Below are 16,562 nucleotides of genomic sequence, written 5' to 3' on the forward strand. Positions count from 1 at the left end.
TTGATACGACCATCCCTCTTCAACATGTAAGCGGATTGCCTCCACTTTCGTTGTATCTTCATAATGCTTAAACTTTTGCCCTTTAACCGCCACAAAAATGCACCCCCTAGAATTTCATCGGAATAACCTAGGGGTTTTTCCAATGTCTACTCTAAGGGGTGCACTTCAGCGCAGGATGGGTGCTTTCTTATTTTGCTCGCAAGAGCAAATAAGTATTTTCCAAGCATTAGGGAACTTTACCCTAGTTATCGTTGTCTAATAGGTTGGAGGTGATGAAATGGAAACCGATTATTTGAAGCATATCGATGTTATCGACGCTACTGAAATGTATAATCTGATGACTCTATACGGAGATGATGTGTTTGGCTTTGCTTACGCGATAACCAAAAATCGAGAGCAAGCAAAAGATATCGCACAGGAAACATTTATTAAGGCGTATTATAAAATGCACACATTTCGAGGTCAGTCCTCGTTTAAAACATGGTTGTTAGCCATTGCAAGAAATCTTGCGCTGAATGAGTTAAAATCCAGTTATTTTCGCAAAATCCTTTTGTTTGAGAGTGTCAACCATTCGGAAGTTGCCCCTTCTGCAGAAGCAGCATTTTTACGCAATCAAAATTCAGTGGAAGTGTGGGAAATTATTTTAAGACTATCCGTTAAGCTCCGTGAGGTTCTGATACTAGATTTGGAGCATGAATTATCTATAAATGAAATGTCCAGCTTACTTGGACTGTCGGAAGGCACGGTAAAGTCTCGATTATTTCGAGCACGCAAAGCGGTTGAGAAAGAGTGGAGAGGGAGGAACCTTGAATGAGCAAAATGATCGAGGACAGGCCAGCTTGGTATGCAACAGCAAAAGGCGGCTTTAAAGGTAATTTCACGGCAGACATGAAGGAAAAGGTCATACAGAACGTTCAGCGGAAAGGGGAAGCCAGAAGTATGCAAGCTTATTTTAAAAGGTTCCTGGCCACTGCGGCTGGCATTTGTTTTCTGGCGGCATGCTTTATTTTCTTTGATGGAAGCTCCTTTTCTATGAGGTCTCTCCTTCACGCAGGCGGCAGCCCTGTTCAAAATAATGAGGGGATTGAATCAACATTTCCTTTAGAAGAGAAAAGCTTACATTACACGAGTGAACCTGTATACATATCAGGGACTAATATTCCATTAATGGATAGCAGCGACTACCAGTTTCCGATCGTAACAAAATCGTCGGTAAAGCTGAACACTGTCATTGATTTGGGCGGTGGTAACCATTATTTGACCTACACCAAGCCAAACGAGGCAGAGACTAACATCTATCAGGGGATTGAATTAAACGGATATTCCAAGGAAGGTGAAATATTTGAATGGGGTTATGGGTCCATATCTGAAGTGAAGTTAGGATTAAGCAAAGCTTTTGGTGGGGATTTTAACCGATTAAGCGGTAGATGTGGTCCGAACCTATTTTGCACATTATGGTTAACCGTCGACGAAAACAACGTCATCTTGAGCCATTTGCTCAGCTCAGACGGCTATGAAGTCGATTTGGATGGGGATGGAGCAGCGGAGATCATTGCCACAACGGGCAAAGAATTTAACAATCGGGTTTATATTATTAGAAAAAGAGATGGGATAACGGAGTGGGTTGACGTCGACGCTGCGCTGAACGCAGGAGGTGGAGGCTCGGTGTCTTACGATCCGAATAATCAAGTTTTTATACTCAGCTCCGAATCGGGCTTGCAATATTATCGTTATGCGCAGGGTGAGGATAAGCTCGTTGTTATAAAAGAATAAGTCATAATCGGTATAATCAATGATCTTTGGATAAACTTCCGATATATGGTAACCCCGGTAAATTCGCAATAAAGTCTATATGCATATTAAACCGTCGAGCTCAGCGCTCGAACGGTTTTTTTTATGCCTAAAAACTACGCTTCATCTGGTCGTATGCCAAATAACAGTTGGATAGTGCCATTTTATAATCGTTAAAGAGGAGAAAAGCATATTTTTTATTTGTAAAATTTAACCGTAAAGAACTTATTATTGCAAAATGCTAACTGTGGGAATGACACGAATGTAAAGAATGTTTTTCATCTACTTAACGAAGTATAACTAAGCTTTTACGTTGGGAGGTGGGGCCTCAGGTAACGGCAATTAAGATGGGTTAAAAATGGAGAAAAGCACAATTTATTATGGGAGGCTCATTTGTGAAACAAAATCTTAAATCCTTGCTGCTAACATTCATAATCGCTGTTATGCTCTGCGCAATGCCAGTTGCTGCTATGGCAGAGGAAGCTGAAGCACCAGAAGCTTTAGGTAAAACATTTATAGATTTGCTGGACCAGAAGGATTCTGATCGCTGGTATGCTTCCAACGGATGGTCCAATGGCGGAACCTTTCTGAGCGGCTGGAGAGATGATCATGTCATCTTTGAAGACGGGAAATTGAAATTGTTGATTGACGACAAGCCGTGTGCACAGGATAAAGCGCAATGCTCCGATAAACCGTATGCTTCAGGGGAATATTCTACAACACAGCGTTACGGATACGGTAAGTTTGAGGTTCGAATGAAAGCGGTTAAAGGCGATGGAGTCGTAACCGGTTTTTTCACCTATGGCGCTGATTCAGACGGTAAGGCTGACGAGATCGATATTGAGATTTTAGGTAAAAACACGACGCAGTTCGAAACGAATTATTTTACAAAAGGTGTTGGCATGCATTCGACGATCATTCCTCTAGGGTTTGATGCAGCGGATGATTTCCATGATTACGCCTTTGAATGGGCGCCGGATTCAATCAAGTGGTATGTAGACGGCAAGCTCGTTCATACGGAAACCGGCTCGCGAGGAGAGCTCCCTTCAGCACCTGGCTATATAATTGCGAACATGTGGCCGGCTACCAAAACCAATGGCTGGGCGAACGAGTATGTGTATCCAGGTAAAACCCAGATCGCTGAGGTGGATCGAATCGCTTATACGCTGCCAAAGCAGCAGCCTGAAACTAATGTAGATCCTTCAACACCTGTAAAACAAGGGAAATCAGTAGATCTGCTAGTTGAAGATGCACGAGAACTAAAAGTATTCAAAATCGGACAAACAGAAATGGCACCGCTTCGTTTTGTTATGGAAAGCTTATATGCAACGGTGAAATGGAATGCAGCTAAACAAGAAATCATCGTCAATGACAAATTGTCCAAATCCGAAATGATCTTTAAGGTGAATTCGAACGTTGCTTTTATTAATGGGATAAAAACGATGATGAAAAATCCAGTCATTCTGAATAATGGCCATGCTTACGTACCGCTGCTTGTTTTAACGGATGCGATTGGTGCTGACGTCATTCGGAAGGATGGAAAAGTAAGCATTAGCAGAGGAAACGAGTAAATTGAAAGCCTATTTACCACTTTTTTTCGCAATACCAATCTGAGAAAGAGGTGTGTAATGATGAACAAGGCAAGCAATAGCAAAAAAAGAATGATGGTATGGCTCTTATCCTGTATGCTGCTTCTCTCTTTAATGATGCCGACTGTTACATCTGCTGCTGATATTGCGTTTGATGAACCGTTGAATGGGATTAACAATAATTTGTTCTATACGTCGGATGGCTGGGGCAACGGAGTGGACTTTGGCGTTGGCTGGCGGGCAGCGAATCAAGAGTTTAGTAATGGAATAATGGCGCTTCGTTTGGACAATACGGGTTGCCCTACCAATTGCGCAGGCAAAAATTATGCTTCCGGCGAATATGCAACGAATGTGAAATATGGATACGGTCGTGTTGAAGCGCGCATTAAAGCGGCTAAGGGTACAGGGCTTGTGACAGCACTCTTTACGTATTCGGGCCAAGCGACAAACACGTCAAACGATGAAATTGACATTGAAATATTAGGCAAGGATACGACTAAGCTGGAAGCGAACTACTTCACAAACGGCGTAGGCCAGCATAGCACGATTATCGATCTTGGATTCGACTCTTCCTTGGCCTTCCATAACTATGCCTTCGAATGGTCTCCTACGTATATAAAGTGGTTCGTTGATGGTAATTTGGTGCATACGGAGAACGGCTCGCGTGGTACGCTTCCTACAAGTCCAGGTCATATTATGGCCAATTTATGGTCAGGCGCAGGGCCTGCTGAAGTCTGGACAGGGCCGTTCGTCTATCCAGGCACGCCGATTCGGGCGTATTACGATTGGGTCAAATTTACGCCAGCAAGCGATCTTCCTCCGGGAGAAGCAGAAGGCACGGGGCTTACTGCCAATTACTTCAACAACATGGATTTCACCTCGTTAAAAGCGACTAGAACCGATGCAACCGTAACTTCGATTGGGGTTTAGGGGCTCCTATGACCAGTATGGATGCAGATACCTTCTCCGTAAGATGGACGGGCAAAGTGAAGCCTCAATACACAGGAACCTATACTTTTTATACGAGTAGCGATGATGGGGTTCGGCTCTGGGTGAACAATCAGCTCATCATTAATAAGTGGGTGGATCAGGCTACGACGGAATGGTCTGGAACGATTCAATTAACAGCGGGGCAGAAGTACGATATTAAGCTTGAATATTACGACAATACGGAAGACGCCATCGCTAAGTTGTCTTGGTCGAGTCCGCTTCAAGCGAAACAAATCATCCCGCAAAATAGATTGTATTTGAATTAATGGCAGTATGATCCTCCGTGACGAAATCTGTTGCGGAGGATCATTTTCAAAAGGGAGTAATGACAAAAGGAGAGATGTATTATGAACATGAAAAGGCCGGTATTTGTAACACTGCTCATCATGATATTATTTATCGTTGCTGCTTGCGGTTCAAATAATGGGAGTGCTGAGGCGGAAAAGCCAGCAGCTTCTGACACGCCATCCGCTGTGGCTAATGGACTTAAGGGAGAGTTTGAAATCCAATATTTTGTCGGGGGTTATGGGGATGCTTGGTGGATTGATGTTATTGATCAATTCCAGAAGCTAAATCCTAATCTGAAAATCAAGCAATCGGCTGGCCCCAAAATTAACGATCAAATGAAACCAAGATGGATTCAAGGCAATCCCCCAGATCTTATTTACATAGATGGAGCTGGATCAAATCCGAGGCAGATGGTAGAAGACGACCAGCTTCTGGATCTATCGGATTGGATTCATGAAGCGAGCAACGTAGACGAAGAGAAAATTACTGATGTTATGATCGCAAGTCCTGAGCAATACGGCGGCAAAACCTATAATATTCCGCTTGTATTCGGCTCATATGGCACATTCTACGATGCAGCGTTGTTTGAGAAAAATGGATGGGCTGTTCCTACAGACTTTGATAGTTTCTTGGAGGTAAGTGAGAAAATAAAAGCTGCTGGTATTAGTCCCTATATTCATACAGGCGTATATCCGGATTACATTCTTGGCGGCTTCGTATATCCAGCGATTATATCGGCGAACGGTGATAATGGGCAAATTCTGAAAGACATGGGTGACATGAAAGAAGGTATTTTCAAAAGCGAGCCAGTTCTTAAAGCGCTTCGTCAATTAAGCGAGATTTCCGCTAAGGGTCTAATTGATAAAGGTGCTCCTGCGCTTAACCATACAGATTCGCAGATGCAATTTCTACAGCACAAGGCTGCTATGATTCCGAATGGGCTATGGCTGGAAAGCGAAATGAAAAATGATGCGCCGACAGATTTTAAGTATGGGTTCGTTCCTTCAATAACCCAAGCGAAGGGCGGGAAATTCATAGCGTTGCCGTACACAAGTACGATGGCGATTGCCAAAAAAGCGAAAAATCCTGAAGCTGCCAAAGCGTTCATCGAATTTATTTTCACCAAAAAAGCGTCGTTGAACTGGGCGGAGAAAACCGGTGCTCTCATGAACGTGAAAGTAGATTTGGAATCTTCCAATGCTGGGGATACGGCCAAAAATGCTATGAAATATTACAATAGCGACAATACGATTGTCGCACCTGTAGTTGTGTTTAATGCTGATGTATTCAAGGTGATGAGTGATGCAACGATAGCTTTGACGATCAACAAAATCACACCGGAAGAGTGGACGGAGCGGGTTGAGGCAGCAGCAGCCAAGGCTAGAAAGTAAGCCACTTGCAATCTAGTTATTTCAGGTAAAGGATGAGCGTCAATGTCGCGTCAAGCACAAAGAAAGCTATTCATTATTACATTCCTTATTCCAACGTTTCTCTTCTTCTGCCTTTTTACACTGTTTCCCATTTCCAAAGGCATATACATCTCTTTGTTTGACTGGTCTGGCAGCTCTGAGCACATGACTTATATTGGTTTGGACAACTTTAAGGCTCTGATTCAGGATCCGATCGTATGGAGAGCGATTGGCAACGATTATTTTCTAGTCATTGGGAAAGTAATTGGAATCATTCTGTTAGCTACTTTCTTCGCAGTTGCAGTTACTAGGCTCAGAGTGCGGGGGCAGCAGTTTTTTAGATTAGTCTTTTTTCTTCCGAATTTGATCTCAATTGTGGTTATAGGTGTGTTATGGCGATTTGTTTATAATCCGAGCATCGGCTTTCTGAATTCGTTTCTTGGGATATTCACGAATGCCCATAACAATAGGCCTTGGCTAGGGGAAGAAGGAACGGCATTGTGGTCGATCTTATGGCCCTCGATTTGGGCTGGGGTAGGATTTTATTTTCTCCTGCTCGTTGCCAGCATTCTTAGCATACCTGCTTCTTTGTACGAGGCGGCTGAAATGGATGGAGCCTCGCCTAATCGACAGTTTTGGAGGATTACGCTTCCCTTGATCTGGGAGCAGGTTAAGGTCAGCATTCTTCATATTGTGATGACGACTTTAAACGGCTCCTTCGTGATGGTTTTATTGATGACGGAAGGAGGACCAGATAATTCAACGCAAGTGCTAGGTTCCTATTTGTACCAAATGGGATTCCGTCAATTTCATATGGGTTACGCTGCAGCACTTGGTGTATTGATCTTGATCTTATCTCTAGCAACAACGCTAGTCTTGCAGCGAGTGCTTCGACGCGATAGCATTGAATTTTCATAGAGGAGATGCATGTATGAGCTTCAGTCAGCCTTCACGAATATTTAGGACAGCAGCCATCCTCGTTCTTCTTCTGTGGACCTCGGCTGTGCTTTATCCGCTGCTTTGGACATTGCTAAGCGCTTTAAAAAATAATACGCAATTTTTAACGAACAAACCTTGGTCACTGCCTGAATTTCCGCTTTACTGGAGCAACTTTTCTTATGTGTGGAAAACCTATCATTTTGGCGACTATTTTTTGAATTCCGTATACATTACTTTAATGAGCTCATGTTTATCCATTTTGTTATCGGCTACAACTGCCTATGTTATAGCACGTTTCAAGTTCAGCGGCAGCCAGTTGATGTATATGATCTATTTGTCCTCAATGATGATCCCTCTTATTTTGGGGCTGGTACCGTTGTTCTTTCTCCTAAACGATTTGTACTTAATTAATAAACTAAACGGATTAGTACTTGTATATACAGCGTGGTCATTGCCGTTTGGCGTTTTTGTGTTGGTCAGTTTTTTCAAATCGCTGCCGAAGGAATTGGAGGAAGCCTCCTATATTGACGGGGCGGGGTATTTTAGAACCTTTTTTCAAATTATGCTGCCGATGGCTCGATCCGGTATGATTCCCATTTTGATTATGAACGCTTTGAACAATTGGAATGAGTACATTATGGGGACGATCTTCGTGAATGAGCCTTCCAAGTACACACTGCCTGTTGGAATTGCGATCATGCAGGGGGAGATGCAGTACCGAACCGAATGGGGGCCATTGTTCGCTGGACTGTTAATTTCAATGGTGCCTGTTGTACTCGTCTATGCTTTTTTTCAAAGATATATTGTAGCTGGAATAACTGCTGGTGCGGTAAAATAATGATTATTTGCGACAAACAATCGGCTTTGGGCGAAACATTTTGCCTAGAGGCGGTTGTTTTTTTATATAAAGATGACATGTTTTTTAGGATTGAATCGTGTTCGTTATCTCATGTTTGGATAAAAAACTCGCATGAGAATGGACATTGTATCCCAAAACCATAATGATATAATTGCTCATGAACGAAATGAGAATGATAATCAATGAAAACATTTCGTTACGACAATACATATACAGGAGTGGGTAAAATATGTTTCGGCATACAGGTTCACGCAGCATTATCGTAAGGGGTCTCATTTCTCTACTGATTGTTTTCATCGCACTCACAGGATGCAGCACACCGCAAGAAGAGAAGGAAGAAGCAGCGAACAAAGGAAATGCTGTGAATACGCAAACAGACAAAGCCGCAGAGAATGATAAAGAAGTGAAAACGAATGAGAATGAAACACGCGTAGTGAAGGATTTTTTTGGTGACGTTGAAATTCCGGTTAAACCAAAGCGAATAGCTGCTATTTATTTGGAGGATTATTTAGTCACTCTTGGCGTGGAGCCTGTTGTACAGTGGTACCATCCGATGTGGGGCAAACAGGAATATTTGAATTTAGACGTTCCTCCATTTGATATAACAGGAAGCATTGAAGCACTGCTGGATGCGGAACCAGATCTTATTATTACAGATGGTTTTGTAGATGAAGCGATCTATGAAAAATACTCTAAGGTAGCACCAACCTTTCGGATGCCTGACGACATTTTGATGAGCAGCTCCTCCGATATTCTTCTTAAGATTGCTGATCTAATTGGTGAACAAGAGAAAGCCGAGAAGCTGGTGAAGGACTACGAGCAGCAAATCGCGGATACAAAAAGCAAGCTGAAAGCAGCAATTGGAGAAGAATCTGTTGCTGTGTTGCGACTTAATATCGGCGAGACTGACCTCAATCTTCTTGGAATTAAGAACAAATTTATTGGTTCTATCCTTTACAAAGAATTAGGCTTAACTCCGCCAAAGATGGTTGCGGATATGGAAGCCTTTATTGAAACGATCTCCATGGAGAAGCTTCCTGATCTTAATGCAGACCATATCATTATTTTAACTTCAAATGGATCTTGGTCATCGGCCGAAAATCAAGAATCCATTAAAAATCTATTCGATAGTCCGATTTGGCAAAGCGTCCCTGCTATAAAGAAAGGAAATGTTTATCAAGTGGATCGGACCTATTGGCAGACGGGTGCTTTCACGGCTAACCAACTCAAAATTAAAGATTTGGAAAAAGTGCTGCTGAAGTAACATTCGCGCTGCGATTACAATTTTATCGGAAGAGCATTTCAACGAACAGTTGAAGTGCTCTTCTTTATCGTTTATAGTGATTTTATTGATAATCATTCTCACGGAAAGGAGGGCTTATGAATCTATGCAAGAGACAAACGCCAATACGAATACATCTCCAAGCAAAATCTATCGCTTAACCGGAGTGAAATATAAGGAATCTGAACCTCATGAACAACAAAAAGCGAGAAAAAATGATTGCTATCGATTGTTTGTCATTATGGACGGAGGAGGGCGCCTCGTTCTTGATGGATGTGGTTATCAGCTCGAGCGCGGCAAATGTTTTATTTCCGAGCCAGGGGCAACCATTACAAATGAAGTTGGCAGCAGCGGACTCATTCATTATGAACTAAGCTTTGAGATTCTTTACATTGGAAAAGATGCTCGGGCCGCATCGGATAGCGATTGGAGTACTTCATTTCCATGTACAGGAGAAGTGGTGTGCCACCCATTTTCCCAATGCTTGGAGTGGGTTGAGAGGCTACATAGCTTTAGCTTATCAGACACTAGTGATGAGCTGGACGATTTGGATCAACAAATATGTTTTCAACAATTGCTCCGACATATTCTCAAGCACAATCTGACCATTTCTCATGCCCAGAGTAGTCGGAAAGCGGTTGAAGCTACAATTGATCGGCTATACCATGACTATCGCAACGAATGGTCGGTGGGCCAGCTGGCGAATTTGACCGATGTTGGCCGCACACACTATTCGCGTTTGTTCAAAGAGATAACGGGTCAGGTGCCGCTGCAGTACTTATCCGGCATTCGAATTAATCAAGCGAAGCACCTGCTGCAAGCAACCGATGATCGTTTGTCCGATATTGCACAGAACGCCGGATTTGGCGATGAGTTTTATTTTAACCGCCGCTTCAAGAAGACGGTCGGCATATCGCCAGGGCAATACCGAAGACATTACCGAGAGGAGATTCGTGTATTCGCACCGTTTCTTGAAGATTTTCTGGTAACGCTTGGCGTTACGCCTATCCTGCAGTGCTCCATAACGAATTGGGGAAAACAGTCGTACTTGGGGCTTGAGCATATTCCCGCAATTGAGATTTCTGATAAATATGCTGCTCAGCTGCCGATAAAGCCGGACTTTATTTTGGTAGACAATGGCTTTCCAGATAAATGGGACCATCATCTCTTGGAGGAACAGGCTCCGCTCTACAAAATGTCCAATGAGGGGGAAGATTGGCAGGAAACTTTGCGAATCATGGCAGATCTAATTGGGAGAGGAAAAAACGTAAAAGTCGTTGATATTATAGCGAAGTATGAAAAAAAAGCAGAAGCTGCTCGGAAAAAGCTTCGCCCGATTCATCATCAAACGACCGTTTTTCTACGAATTCAAGCTAATGGAATATTGCTGTATGGCGGTCCGGATAAGGGATACACGGGGCCCGTTCTCTATAGTGACCTGGGAATGACGCCTCATCCGCTTGTAAAGCAATTGACAAAGAGCACAAGGACAGCCATGCTAACACCAGAATTGCTCGCGCAGATTGATGCCGATAATGTGTTCGTCACTTTTGAAATTTCAGAACAAGAGAAAAGGAAGCTTTACGCGACGCCCCATTGGCAATCGCTTCCCGCAGTACGTCATAACCGTGTTTTCGAGGTTGATTTTTTGAGTTGGATGAATTACGGCGTCCTCGCCCATAGCTTGAAAATCGATGATGTCCTTCGTGCGCTTGGCTAGATAAGGAAGAGCGTGAAGGAGCCCCTCCTCTCCGATATCTTCAAGCTGCAACTTCAGTGCTTTCATGGCTAGCCTACCCCTACTTTTAACCGTTCCGAGCGGAATGTCGCAGTTCACGGACACTTCTTTCGAGTTTTTTTTCGAATAACAAAAAGACGGACAAATGAGAAACCATTTGTCCGTCTTTTTGTTATCGATGAAGTTGTTTAGCAGCTGCTAAAATCAATCGTTATCCATAGCCTGCTGATTGCTGTTGTTTGGAATGACAAACGACACGGTGGTTCCTTCCTTGGGCTTACTGATTATAGATAAGCCTTGACCATACATTTGAGTTAATCGTCGATTCGTATTGGCAATCCCTATTCCGCCTTTTCCTTTCATCGTTGGACTGAGCAGTTGAATGACCTGTTCTTCATTCATGCCTGTGCCATTATCAATGACTTCAACTCGTATGAAGCTGTCTTGGCGATTGATTCGAATATGCAGCGTGCCGCCATTGTTCTGACTAAGAAGCCCATGTTTGATCGCATTTTCAACCAGCGGCTGTATAGAAAGAGGCGGGATAAGCAAGCTGATGTTGGCATCAACTTCCCATAGGACAGTCAACCTGTCCTCAAAACGTTCTTTTTCAATATACAAATAGGCTTCGACAAGCTCCAGCTCGTGAGAAAGCTCAACAAGCTCCCCTGTATTTAAGAAGTCAAAGCTAATCCGTAAAAAGGATACAAAAGAATCGCCCAGATTACGCATCTTGTCTGTATCAATATCGCTTAGCGCCATTAAGGAGTTAAGTGTATTGAACAGAAAATGCGGATGGATTTGTGCCTGAAGATAGGCGGCTTCTAAACGCAAACGTTCATTAATAGACTGCTTCAGCATGGTCAACGCCCTGATTCGGTATTTGAGTTCCAGAGCATCTACAGGCTTGGTAACATAATCATTGGCTCCAGACGAGAATCCGGTATAGATGTCAGCAGGCTGACTACGTGCAGTCAACAGCAAAATGGGGAGCTCCGATACAGAGTATTGCTCCCGTACCTTCTTCGTTAACTCGTAGCCGGACATCTGTGGCATCATAACATCGGCAACTAATAGATCCCACTGCCCACTGCTGAGCAACACTAACGCTTCACGTGCTGAATTGGCTGTTGTAATGTTATACGGCTCGGAAGATAAAATGCCAACAAGCACATTCAGATTAACCGGGTCGTCATCCACTGCAAGAATATTCATTTTTCCATCATTCAGAAATGGCGGGTTGGTTGTAGAGGCTGCTATTTCGTCGATTGTGATGTCAGGAAAAATTAATCCACCATGGCTTTCTTCTGTTCCTTCCGTTGTATGGTGTATAGGAAGCAAGGGCTGTGCTGAAGGTAGGCTGTACATATTGGCAAGCGGTAATTGAAAGCTGAAAACAGAACCTTTGCCGAGTGTAGAGCGAACAGTTAGTGCTCCGCCATGCAATTCGACCAACTGCTTGCAAATGCTTAAACCAAGCCCGATTCCTCTTCCATCATTGATTCCGTAAATGCCTTGTTCGTAAGGGAGAAAGATGCGCGCCTGCGTTTCTTTATTCATGCCGACTCCGGTATCGGAGACATGAATGACGGCATTCCCATGCTGAATTTCGGTAGAGATGGAAATTGTTCCTTCTTCCGTGTATTTTAGAGCGTTGTGCAATAAGTTGTACAAAATTTGTACAAGCCTTTTCTCATCTGCCATGACCCAAGGCATCGATTCAGCTATATTCACATGCAGTTGAATAGGTTTGCCTTCGATCATAAATTTCAGCATGCTAACGATGCCAGGCACGACTGATTGAATTTGTAAAGGCTCCTGCTGCAGCACGATTCGGTGTTCCTTCAGCCTTGCTACATCTAGAAGATCACCGAGCATATGCGACATACGGCGGCTTATTCTTATAAGCAGCTCCATATCGTTAACGCTTTTTGTATTCATTTGCCCTTTCTCTTTCGTTACAACGGTTTGAGCAATATTCATAATACCGTGCAGCGGCGTTCGCAGTTCATGTGAAGTATTGGCAAGAAATTGGTCTTTCAGCTTGTCAGCCTTTTTTAACTGTTCGTTCAGCTCTTTGTTTTCCTTCGAGTTACGGAAAAATTGCTTTAACCAGTACGTAGAAAAACCAATGATAGCTGCTATGATATCTATTGGATAATATACAACCGAAACCTGGCTATTTGAGTTGATTAAGCTCCACAGAAAGCTGGACATAACGCCTGCAGCAGATAACAACAGGAAGACGACGTCGTTGTTGTCTGTTTGCTTCCTTAAGACCATCGTTCCTGTTATATAAACGAACCAAGCAAAGGGCAATAGATAAAAAAAAGAAAATATTTTTAATGCTACCGATTCATTTACAAGCGGTGCGTTTGCGACAATTAGAAACACAGAATAAAAAATGAGCGCTGCAGTGAATGCTCCCAGCCAGCGGTTCTTCGGAGGAGCCGAAGACAATCTTCTAAATAGTAGAAAAATAAAAAAGGAATGCCAAAGCAGAGAGAGCAGCCTGAGCTTCAGCGCCCATGTATAGTTGAGTGGCAGCCATAACAAGAGCAGGTTGTCATGGCCGACGACGATCGTAATACCGGTAGCGAGCGTTAATAAACCAACGATAAGCAAACTTTTTTCTTTAGGATTGAATAAGAAAAGGATAGTAGCATACAAGCCGTGAAGCAGCAAAACAACAAATATGACGAGCTGAAAGCCGATAGAGTACCATCGCACATAATCAATCGCTGCTTGTGAACCAAATTGAATGGAGTGTAAAATTCCCCCGTTGTAAGCATCGTCATAGTTAGCAACACGAATGAGCAGTTCAAGCTCTTTGGTGCCTTTTACAGAGTAAGAAGCGGTGTAGGAGATTTTCTTGGGCTTGTACTCCTCAGCATTTTCGGCAGGTTTTCCGAAGTCGTTCTCAACAAGTCCATTTAATTCTACGCCTGATGAGGCTTGTATTTTTTGCAGCCAAAATGCAACAGGCTGCTCTAGCGGATCGATCAGAATACGCAAACGGTACGTTCCGTACCCGATAGAGGTGTCTGCCTCTTTGGTCAGCACACTGCCCCAGTCACCTGGAACCTGAATATAGCGGAACTGGTTTTGCAGCGGCTGAACATCCTGTTGATGGATTAATTTTGCAGGGTAAAACTCCCATTGGCCATCCAAGGGAATGGTAGCTGAGTTGTTAAAGTCCCAGCCGCGCATGTCGAGTACGCCATTTACAGCACGAGGGTGCTCCGCTGYAGAAAATAGTTCAGACCATGTCCATCGCAGGGCAAGAAGAATGCTAAGAAACAATAGAATAATAGCTACATATTTGAAGGTGATTTTATTTTTCAGCTGTATCATCATACATTGAAATTCGACATAATACGCGTTTTTCCTTTAACATATTTTGGATATTTTATGATTGAAGCGAGTAATATATACGATTGGCAGCTTGGGAAAATATCAAAAAAACAGCGGCAAAGGTGCTTCTAGTTATGTTCATTAAGCTAATTAGTAGAATATGTTCTCATAGGTAGTTAGTTTTGATATACTGTATGAGTAAATGAGAATCATTATCGATTATTTTATCTTTCTTTACATCAGGGGGAAATGTATCTGATTACATTCAATTTTCTTTACCATGTTTATCGCATCAATAAATATAGGAAATAAGGGACACTTAGGATCGTAACGATAATACCTGCTGGAATATCAGCTCCAAAACTAACGGTGCGGGCAATCGTATCGGCCGCAACCATAATAATGCCGCCAATGAGCGCTGAAGCAGGAAGCAATAGCTTATGGTCTGGACCAACAAGTTTGCGTGCAATATGAGGACTGATCAGCCCGAGGAAGACGATTGAGCCTCCGAGTGCGACGCATCCCGATGCAATGGCGACCGCGGCTAGGACGAGCCCTAGAAATTCTTTTTTAACGTGAGCGCCTACGCCAGTAGCAATCTCAGTGCCAAGATTCAATGTATTGAGCACTAATGATTTGTACCAGATATACGACACAAGTATCAGCACCCATGGGGCAAGAAGCGCAATATATTGCCATTCCGTCCCCCATAAATAACCAGCCTGCCATTTCTGAGCGAAGACATACTGCTCATCATCGAGCTTGAGAGTTAGAAACAGGGTTAAGGCGCTGAGGCCGACATTTATTGCTGCTCCTGTCAGTACGAGACGAGTGGAGGAAGGAGCGCTTCGTGACCTATAGGCAAGAATATAAATCAACAGTGCAGCCAGCAATCCCCCAACAAACGCCATGACGGGAAGCAGGAAGGCAGATGATAATCCAGAAAGGCCGAATAGCGTAATGAACAGTAGAACCATGAGCCCTGAACCGGCGTTGATGCCGAGCATTCCTGGATCAGCGAGATCGTTGCGCAGAAGTCCTTGGAGGACAGCTCCAGAGATCGCCATCCCAATGCCTACAAGCGCAGCCAATACGATGCGCGGCAGCCGAAACTTGAACACGACAAGATTTTGTCTCTCCGTGCCTTGTCCAAATAAAGTGTTCAACACCTCTCCGGGGTGAAGCGCCATCTTCCCTGTATTCATGCTGATAAGAATACCAGCAATTAGCATCACCAGCAGCCCTGCTAGCAGCAGACTTCTTCTTCCGTGTAATAGTTGCTGCCTCATTCAAACGCTCTCCTTTCCCTGCGAGAAATCAACAAGAAGAAAGGAACGCCGACAATGGCGAAAATAATGCCAAGCGCCATTTCGTTCGGACGGTTGACCAAACGGCCGATTAGATCGGCGATTAGCATAAACAGTCCGCCATATACAGCCGAGGCAGGAATGATATACCGATAATCTACCCCAACCATGAACCGCATCATATGCGGAACAATAAGTCCTACGAATCCGACCGGGCCTACCAGCACAACAGAAACACCGGCCAATAGAAGAACAGCAAGGGAAGAGAGGAGCTTGACGACTACGGTTCGCTGACCCACGCCCCTTGCAATTTCCTCGCCTAAATTCAGGATGGTAATTGAGCGGGCGAGTCCCATCGATAGGGCTAACCCTAGCACAAACCAAGGGGCAGTCAGTGCGAGCTCCGCCCAAGTAGCCCCAGCAACGCTACCTGACGTCCAGTAGGAAAGAGCTTGGCCGATATTAAAATTAATAGAGATAAATGTACCAATTGCTCCAAAAAGCAGTGTGATTGACATTCCCGCAAGCACTAGCCGCTGCGGTGACATGCCCTTGCGGCTCAGAGAAGCGGTTAAATACGTTAACCCTGCGCCAAGACCGGCTCCGATAAAGCATACCAATAGCAGCACGCTGTACTGGCTCCCTGGCATAAATGCTAATGCAATCGCCATAGCTAAGGCGGCTCCTGCGTTTATTCCCATCAACCCTGAATCAGCCAGCGGATTGCGTGTGCTTCCTTGCATAATCGCTCCTGCGACCGCAAGGCTGGAACCAACGATGATATCTGCAATGGTTCGGGGGAACCGCAGGAAACGAATAATTTGGTGTTCAGTTAGCTTTTGATCAAAAGAAAAGACAGCGCTCCATGCCGTTGATAGGTTCATTCGAGCAGCTCCGAAGGAAATGGACGCTGTAGCAGTTAACAGCACTAACAGGCATCCAACGAGCATAATGGTAGCAAAATAAGTGTTTGTAGGCTGGCTTTTTGAAGCCAGCTGCTCTTTTACGTAGACCAT

At 43.9% G+C, this 16,562-nt stretch carries 13 protein-coding genes; 10 read left to right on the forward strand and 3 right to left on the reverse strand.

The genetic code is table 11. The features are described 5' to 3' along the window. Nucleotides 1–277 precede the first annotated feature (277 nt). From AB4Z50_RS15125 to AB4Z50_RS15170, 10 genes are all read left to right on the forward strand, one after another. Nucleotides 278–814 (forward strand): RNA polymerase sigma factor, encoded by a 537-nt coding sequence (locus AB4Z50_RS15125; RefSeq protein ID WP_441880243.1) that lies wholly within the window; start codon nucleotides 278–280, stop codon nucleotides 812–814. Further along, nucleotides 811–1,773, forward strand: coding sequence for a hypothetical protein (locus tag AB4Z50_RS15130; RefSeq protein WP_441880245.1), 963 nt, complete (start codon nucleotides 811–813; stop codon nucleotides 1,771–1,773). Before AB4Z50_RS15125 ends, AB4Z50_RS15130 begins: the two co-directional genes overlap by 4 nt. Before the next feature lie 413 nt (nucleotides 1,774–2,186). Continuing rightward, entirely contained in the window at nucleotides 2,187–3,362 is a 1,176-nt protein-coding gene (locus AB4Z50_RS15135; RefSeq protein ID WP_441880247.1) for a family 16 glycosylhydrolase, read from the forward strand. Between the two features lie 57 nt (nucleotides 3,363–3,419). Then, nucleotides 3,420–4,310, forward strand: a complete 891-nt coding sequence (gene bglS / locus AB4Z50_RS15140) for a beta-glucanase (protein WP_441880249.1) — start codon at nucleotides 3,420–3,422, stop codon at nucleotides 4,308–4,310. Nucleotides 4,311–4,318: 8 nt separating this feature from the next. Further along, entirely contained in the window at nucleotides 4,319–4,636 is a 318-nt protein-coding gene (locus tag AB4Z50_RS15145) for a PA14 domain-containing protein (RefSeq protein ID WP_441880251.1), read from the forward strand. 81 nt (nucleotides 4,637–4,717) lie between these two features. After that, nucleotides 4,718–6,049, forward strand: coding sequence for an ABC transporter substrate-binding protein (locus tag AB4Z50_RS15150; protein WP_441880253.1), 1,332 nt, complete (start codon nucleotides 4,718–4,720; stop codon nucleotides 6,047–6,049). A gap of 42 nt (nucleotides 6,050–6,091) precedes the next feature. Further along, nucleotides 6,092–6,985 (forward strand): carbohydrate ABC transporter permease, encoded by an 894-nt coding sequence (locus AB4Z50_RS15155; RefSeq protein WP_441880255.1) that lies wholly within the window; start codon nucleotides 6,092–6,094, stop codon nucleotides 6,983–6,985. A gap of 13 nt (nucleotides 6,986–6,998) precedes the next feature. Next, a complete protein-coding gene (locus AB4Z50_RS15160; RefSeq protein ID WP_441880257.1) occupies nucleotides 6,999–7,844 on the forward strand; it encodes a carbohydrate ABC transporter permease in 846 nt (281 codons plus the stop codon). A 250-nt stretch (nucleotides 7,845–8,094) separates the two neighbouring features. Further along, nucleotides 8,095–9,129 (forward strand): ABC transporter substrate-binding protein, encoded by a 1,035-nt coding sequence (locus tag AB4Z50_RS15165; RefSeq protein ID WP_441880258.1) that lies wholly within the window; start codon nucleotides 8,095–8,097, stop codon nucleotides 9,127–9,129. Nucleotides 9,130–9,253: 124 nt separating this feature from the next. After that, the gene (locus AB4Z50_RS15170) at nucleotides 9,254–10,867 is read left to right on the forward strand and encodes a helix-turn-helix domain-containing protein (protein WP_441880260.1); all 1,614 of its coding nucleotides are present in this window, start codon (nucleotides 9,254–9,256) and stop codon (nucleotides 10,865–10,867) included. 222 nt (nucleotides 10,868–11,089) lie between these two features. Here AB4Z50_RS15170 and AB4Z50_RS15175 read toward each other — a convergent pair whose 3' ends face one another. The 3 genes from AB4Z50_RS15175 to AB4Z50_RS15185 form a co-directional block, all read right to left on the reverse strand. After that, nucleotides 11,090–14,239, reverse strand: coding sequence for an ATP-binding protein (locus AB4Z50_RS15175; protein WP_441880598.1), 3,150 nt, complete (start codon nucleotides 14,237–14,239; stop codon nucleotides 11,090–11,092). 284 nt (nucleotides 14,240–14,523) lie between these two features. Beyond that, complete coding sequence (locus AB4Z50_RS15180; RefSeq protein WP_441880262.1) at nucleotides 14,524–15,528, reverse strand: FecCD family ABC transporter permease; 1,005 nt, start codon at nucleotides 15,526–15,528, stop codon at nucleotides 14,524–14,526. Beyond that, nucleotides 15,525–16,562, reverse strand: a complete 1,038-nt coding sequence (locus AB4Z50_RS15185; protein ID WP_441880264.1) for a FecCD family ABC transporter permease — start codon at nucleotides 16,560–16,562, stop codon at nucleotides 15,525–15,527. The genes AB4Z50_RS15180 and AB4Z50_RS15185 overlap by 4 nt, the downstream gene beginning before the upstream one ends.

It is taken from the genome of Paenibacillus sp. 2TAB26 (assembly GCF_052115145.1).
In the GTDB taxonomy this organism is placed as follows: Bacteria; Bacillota; Bacilli; order Paenibacillales; family Paenibacillaceae; genus Pristimantibacillus.

What these genes read in the sequence shown, in the direction of transcription:
- AB4Z50_RS15160 (WP_441880257.1), top strand. Translation starts at nt 6,999, where the DNA reads ATGAGCTTCAGTCAGCCTTCACGAATATTTAGGACAGCAGCCATCCTC.
- AB4Z50_RS15150 (WP_441880253.1), top strand. Translation starts at nt 4,718, where the DNA reads ATGAACATGAAAAGGCCGGTATTTGTAACACTGCTCATCATGATATTA.
- AB4Z50_RS15170 (WP_441880260.1), top strand. Translation starts at nt 9,254, where the DNA reads ATGCAAGAGACAAACGCCAATACGAATACATCTCCAAGCAAAATCTAT.
- AB4Z50_RS15145 (WP_441880251.1), top strand. Translation starts at nt 4,319, where the DNA reads ATGACCAGTATGGATGCAGATACCTTCTCCGTAAGATGGACGGGCAAA.
- AB4Z50_RS15125 (WP_441880243.1), top strand. Translation starts at nt 278, where the DNA reads ATGGAAACCGATTATTTGAAGCATATCGATGTTATCGACGCTACTGAA.
- AB4Z50_RS15165 (WP_441880258.1), top strand. Translation starts at nt 8,095, where the DNA reads ATGTTTCGGCATACAGGTTCACGCAGCATTATCGTAAGGGGTCTCATT.
- bglS (WP_441880249.1), top strand. Translation starts at nt 3,420, where the DNA reads ATGATGAACAAGGCAAGCAATAGCAAAAAAAGAATGATGGTATGGCTC.
- AB4Z50_RS15185 (WP_441880264.1), bottom strand. Translation starts at nt 16,562, where the DNA reads ATGGTCTACGTAAAAGAGCAGCTGGCTTCAAAAAGCCAGCCTACAAAC.
- AB4Z50_RS15155 (WP_441880255.1), top strand. Translation starts at nt 6,092, where the DNA reads ATGTCGCGTCAAGCACAAAGAAAGCTATTCATTATTACATTCCTTATT.
- AB4Z50_RS15130 (WP_441880245.1), top strand. Translation starts at nt 811, where the DNA reads ATGAGCAAAATGATCGAGGACAGGCCAGCTTGGTATGCAACAGCAAAA.
- AB4Z50_RS15180 (WP_441880262.1), bottom strand. Translation starts at nt 15,528, where the DNA reads ATGAGGCAGCAACTATTACACGGAAGAAGAAGTCTGCTGCTAGCAGGG.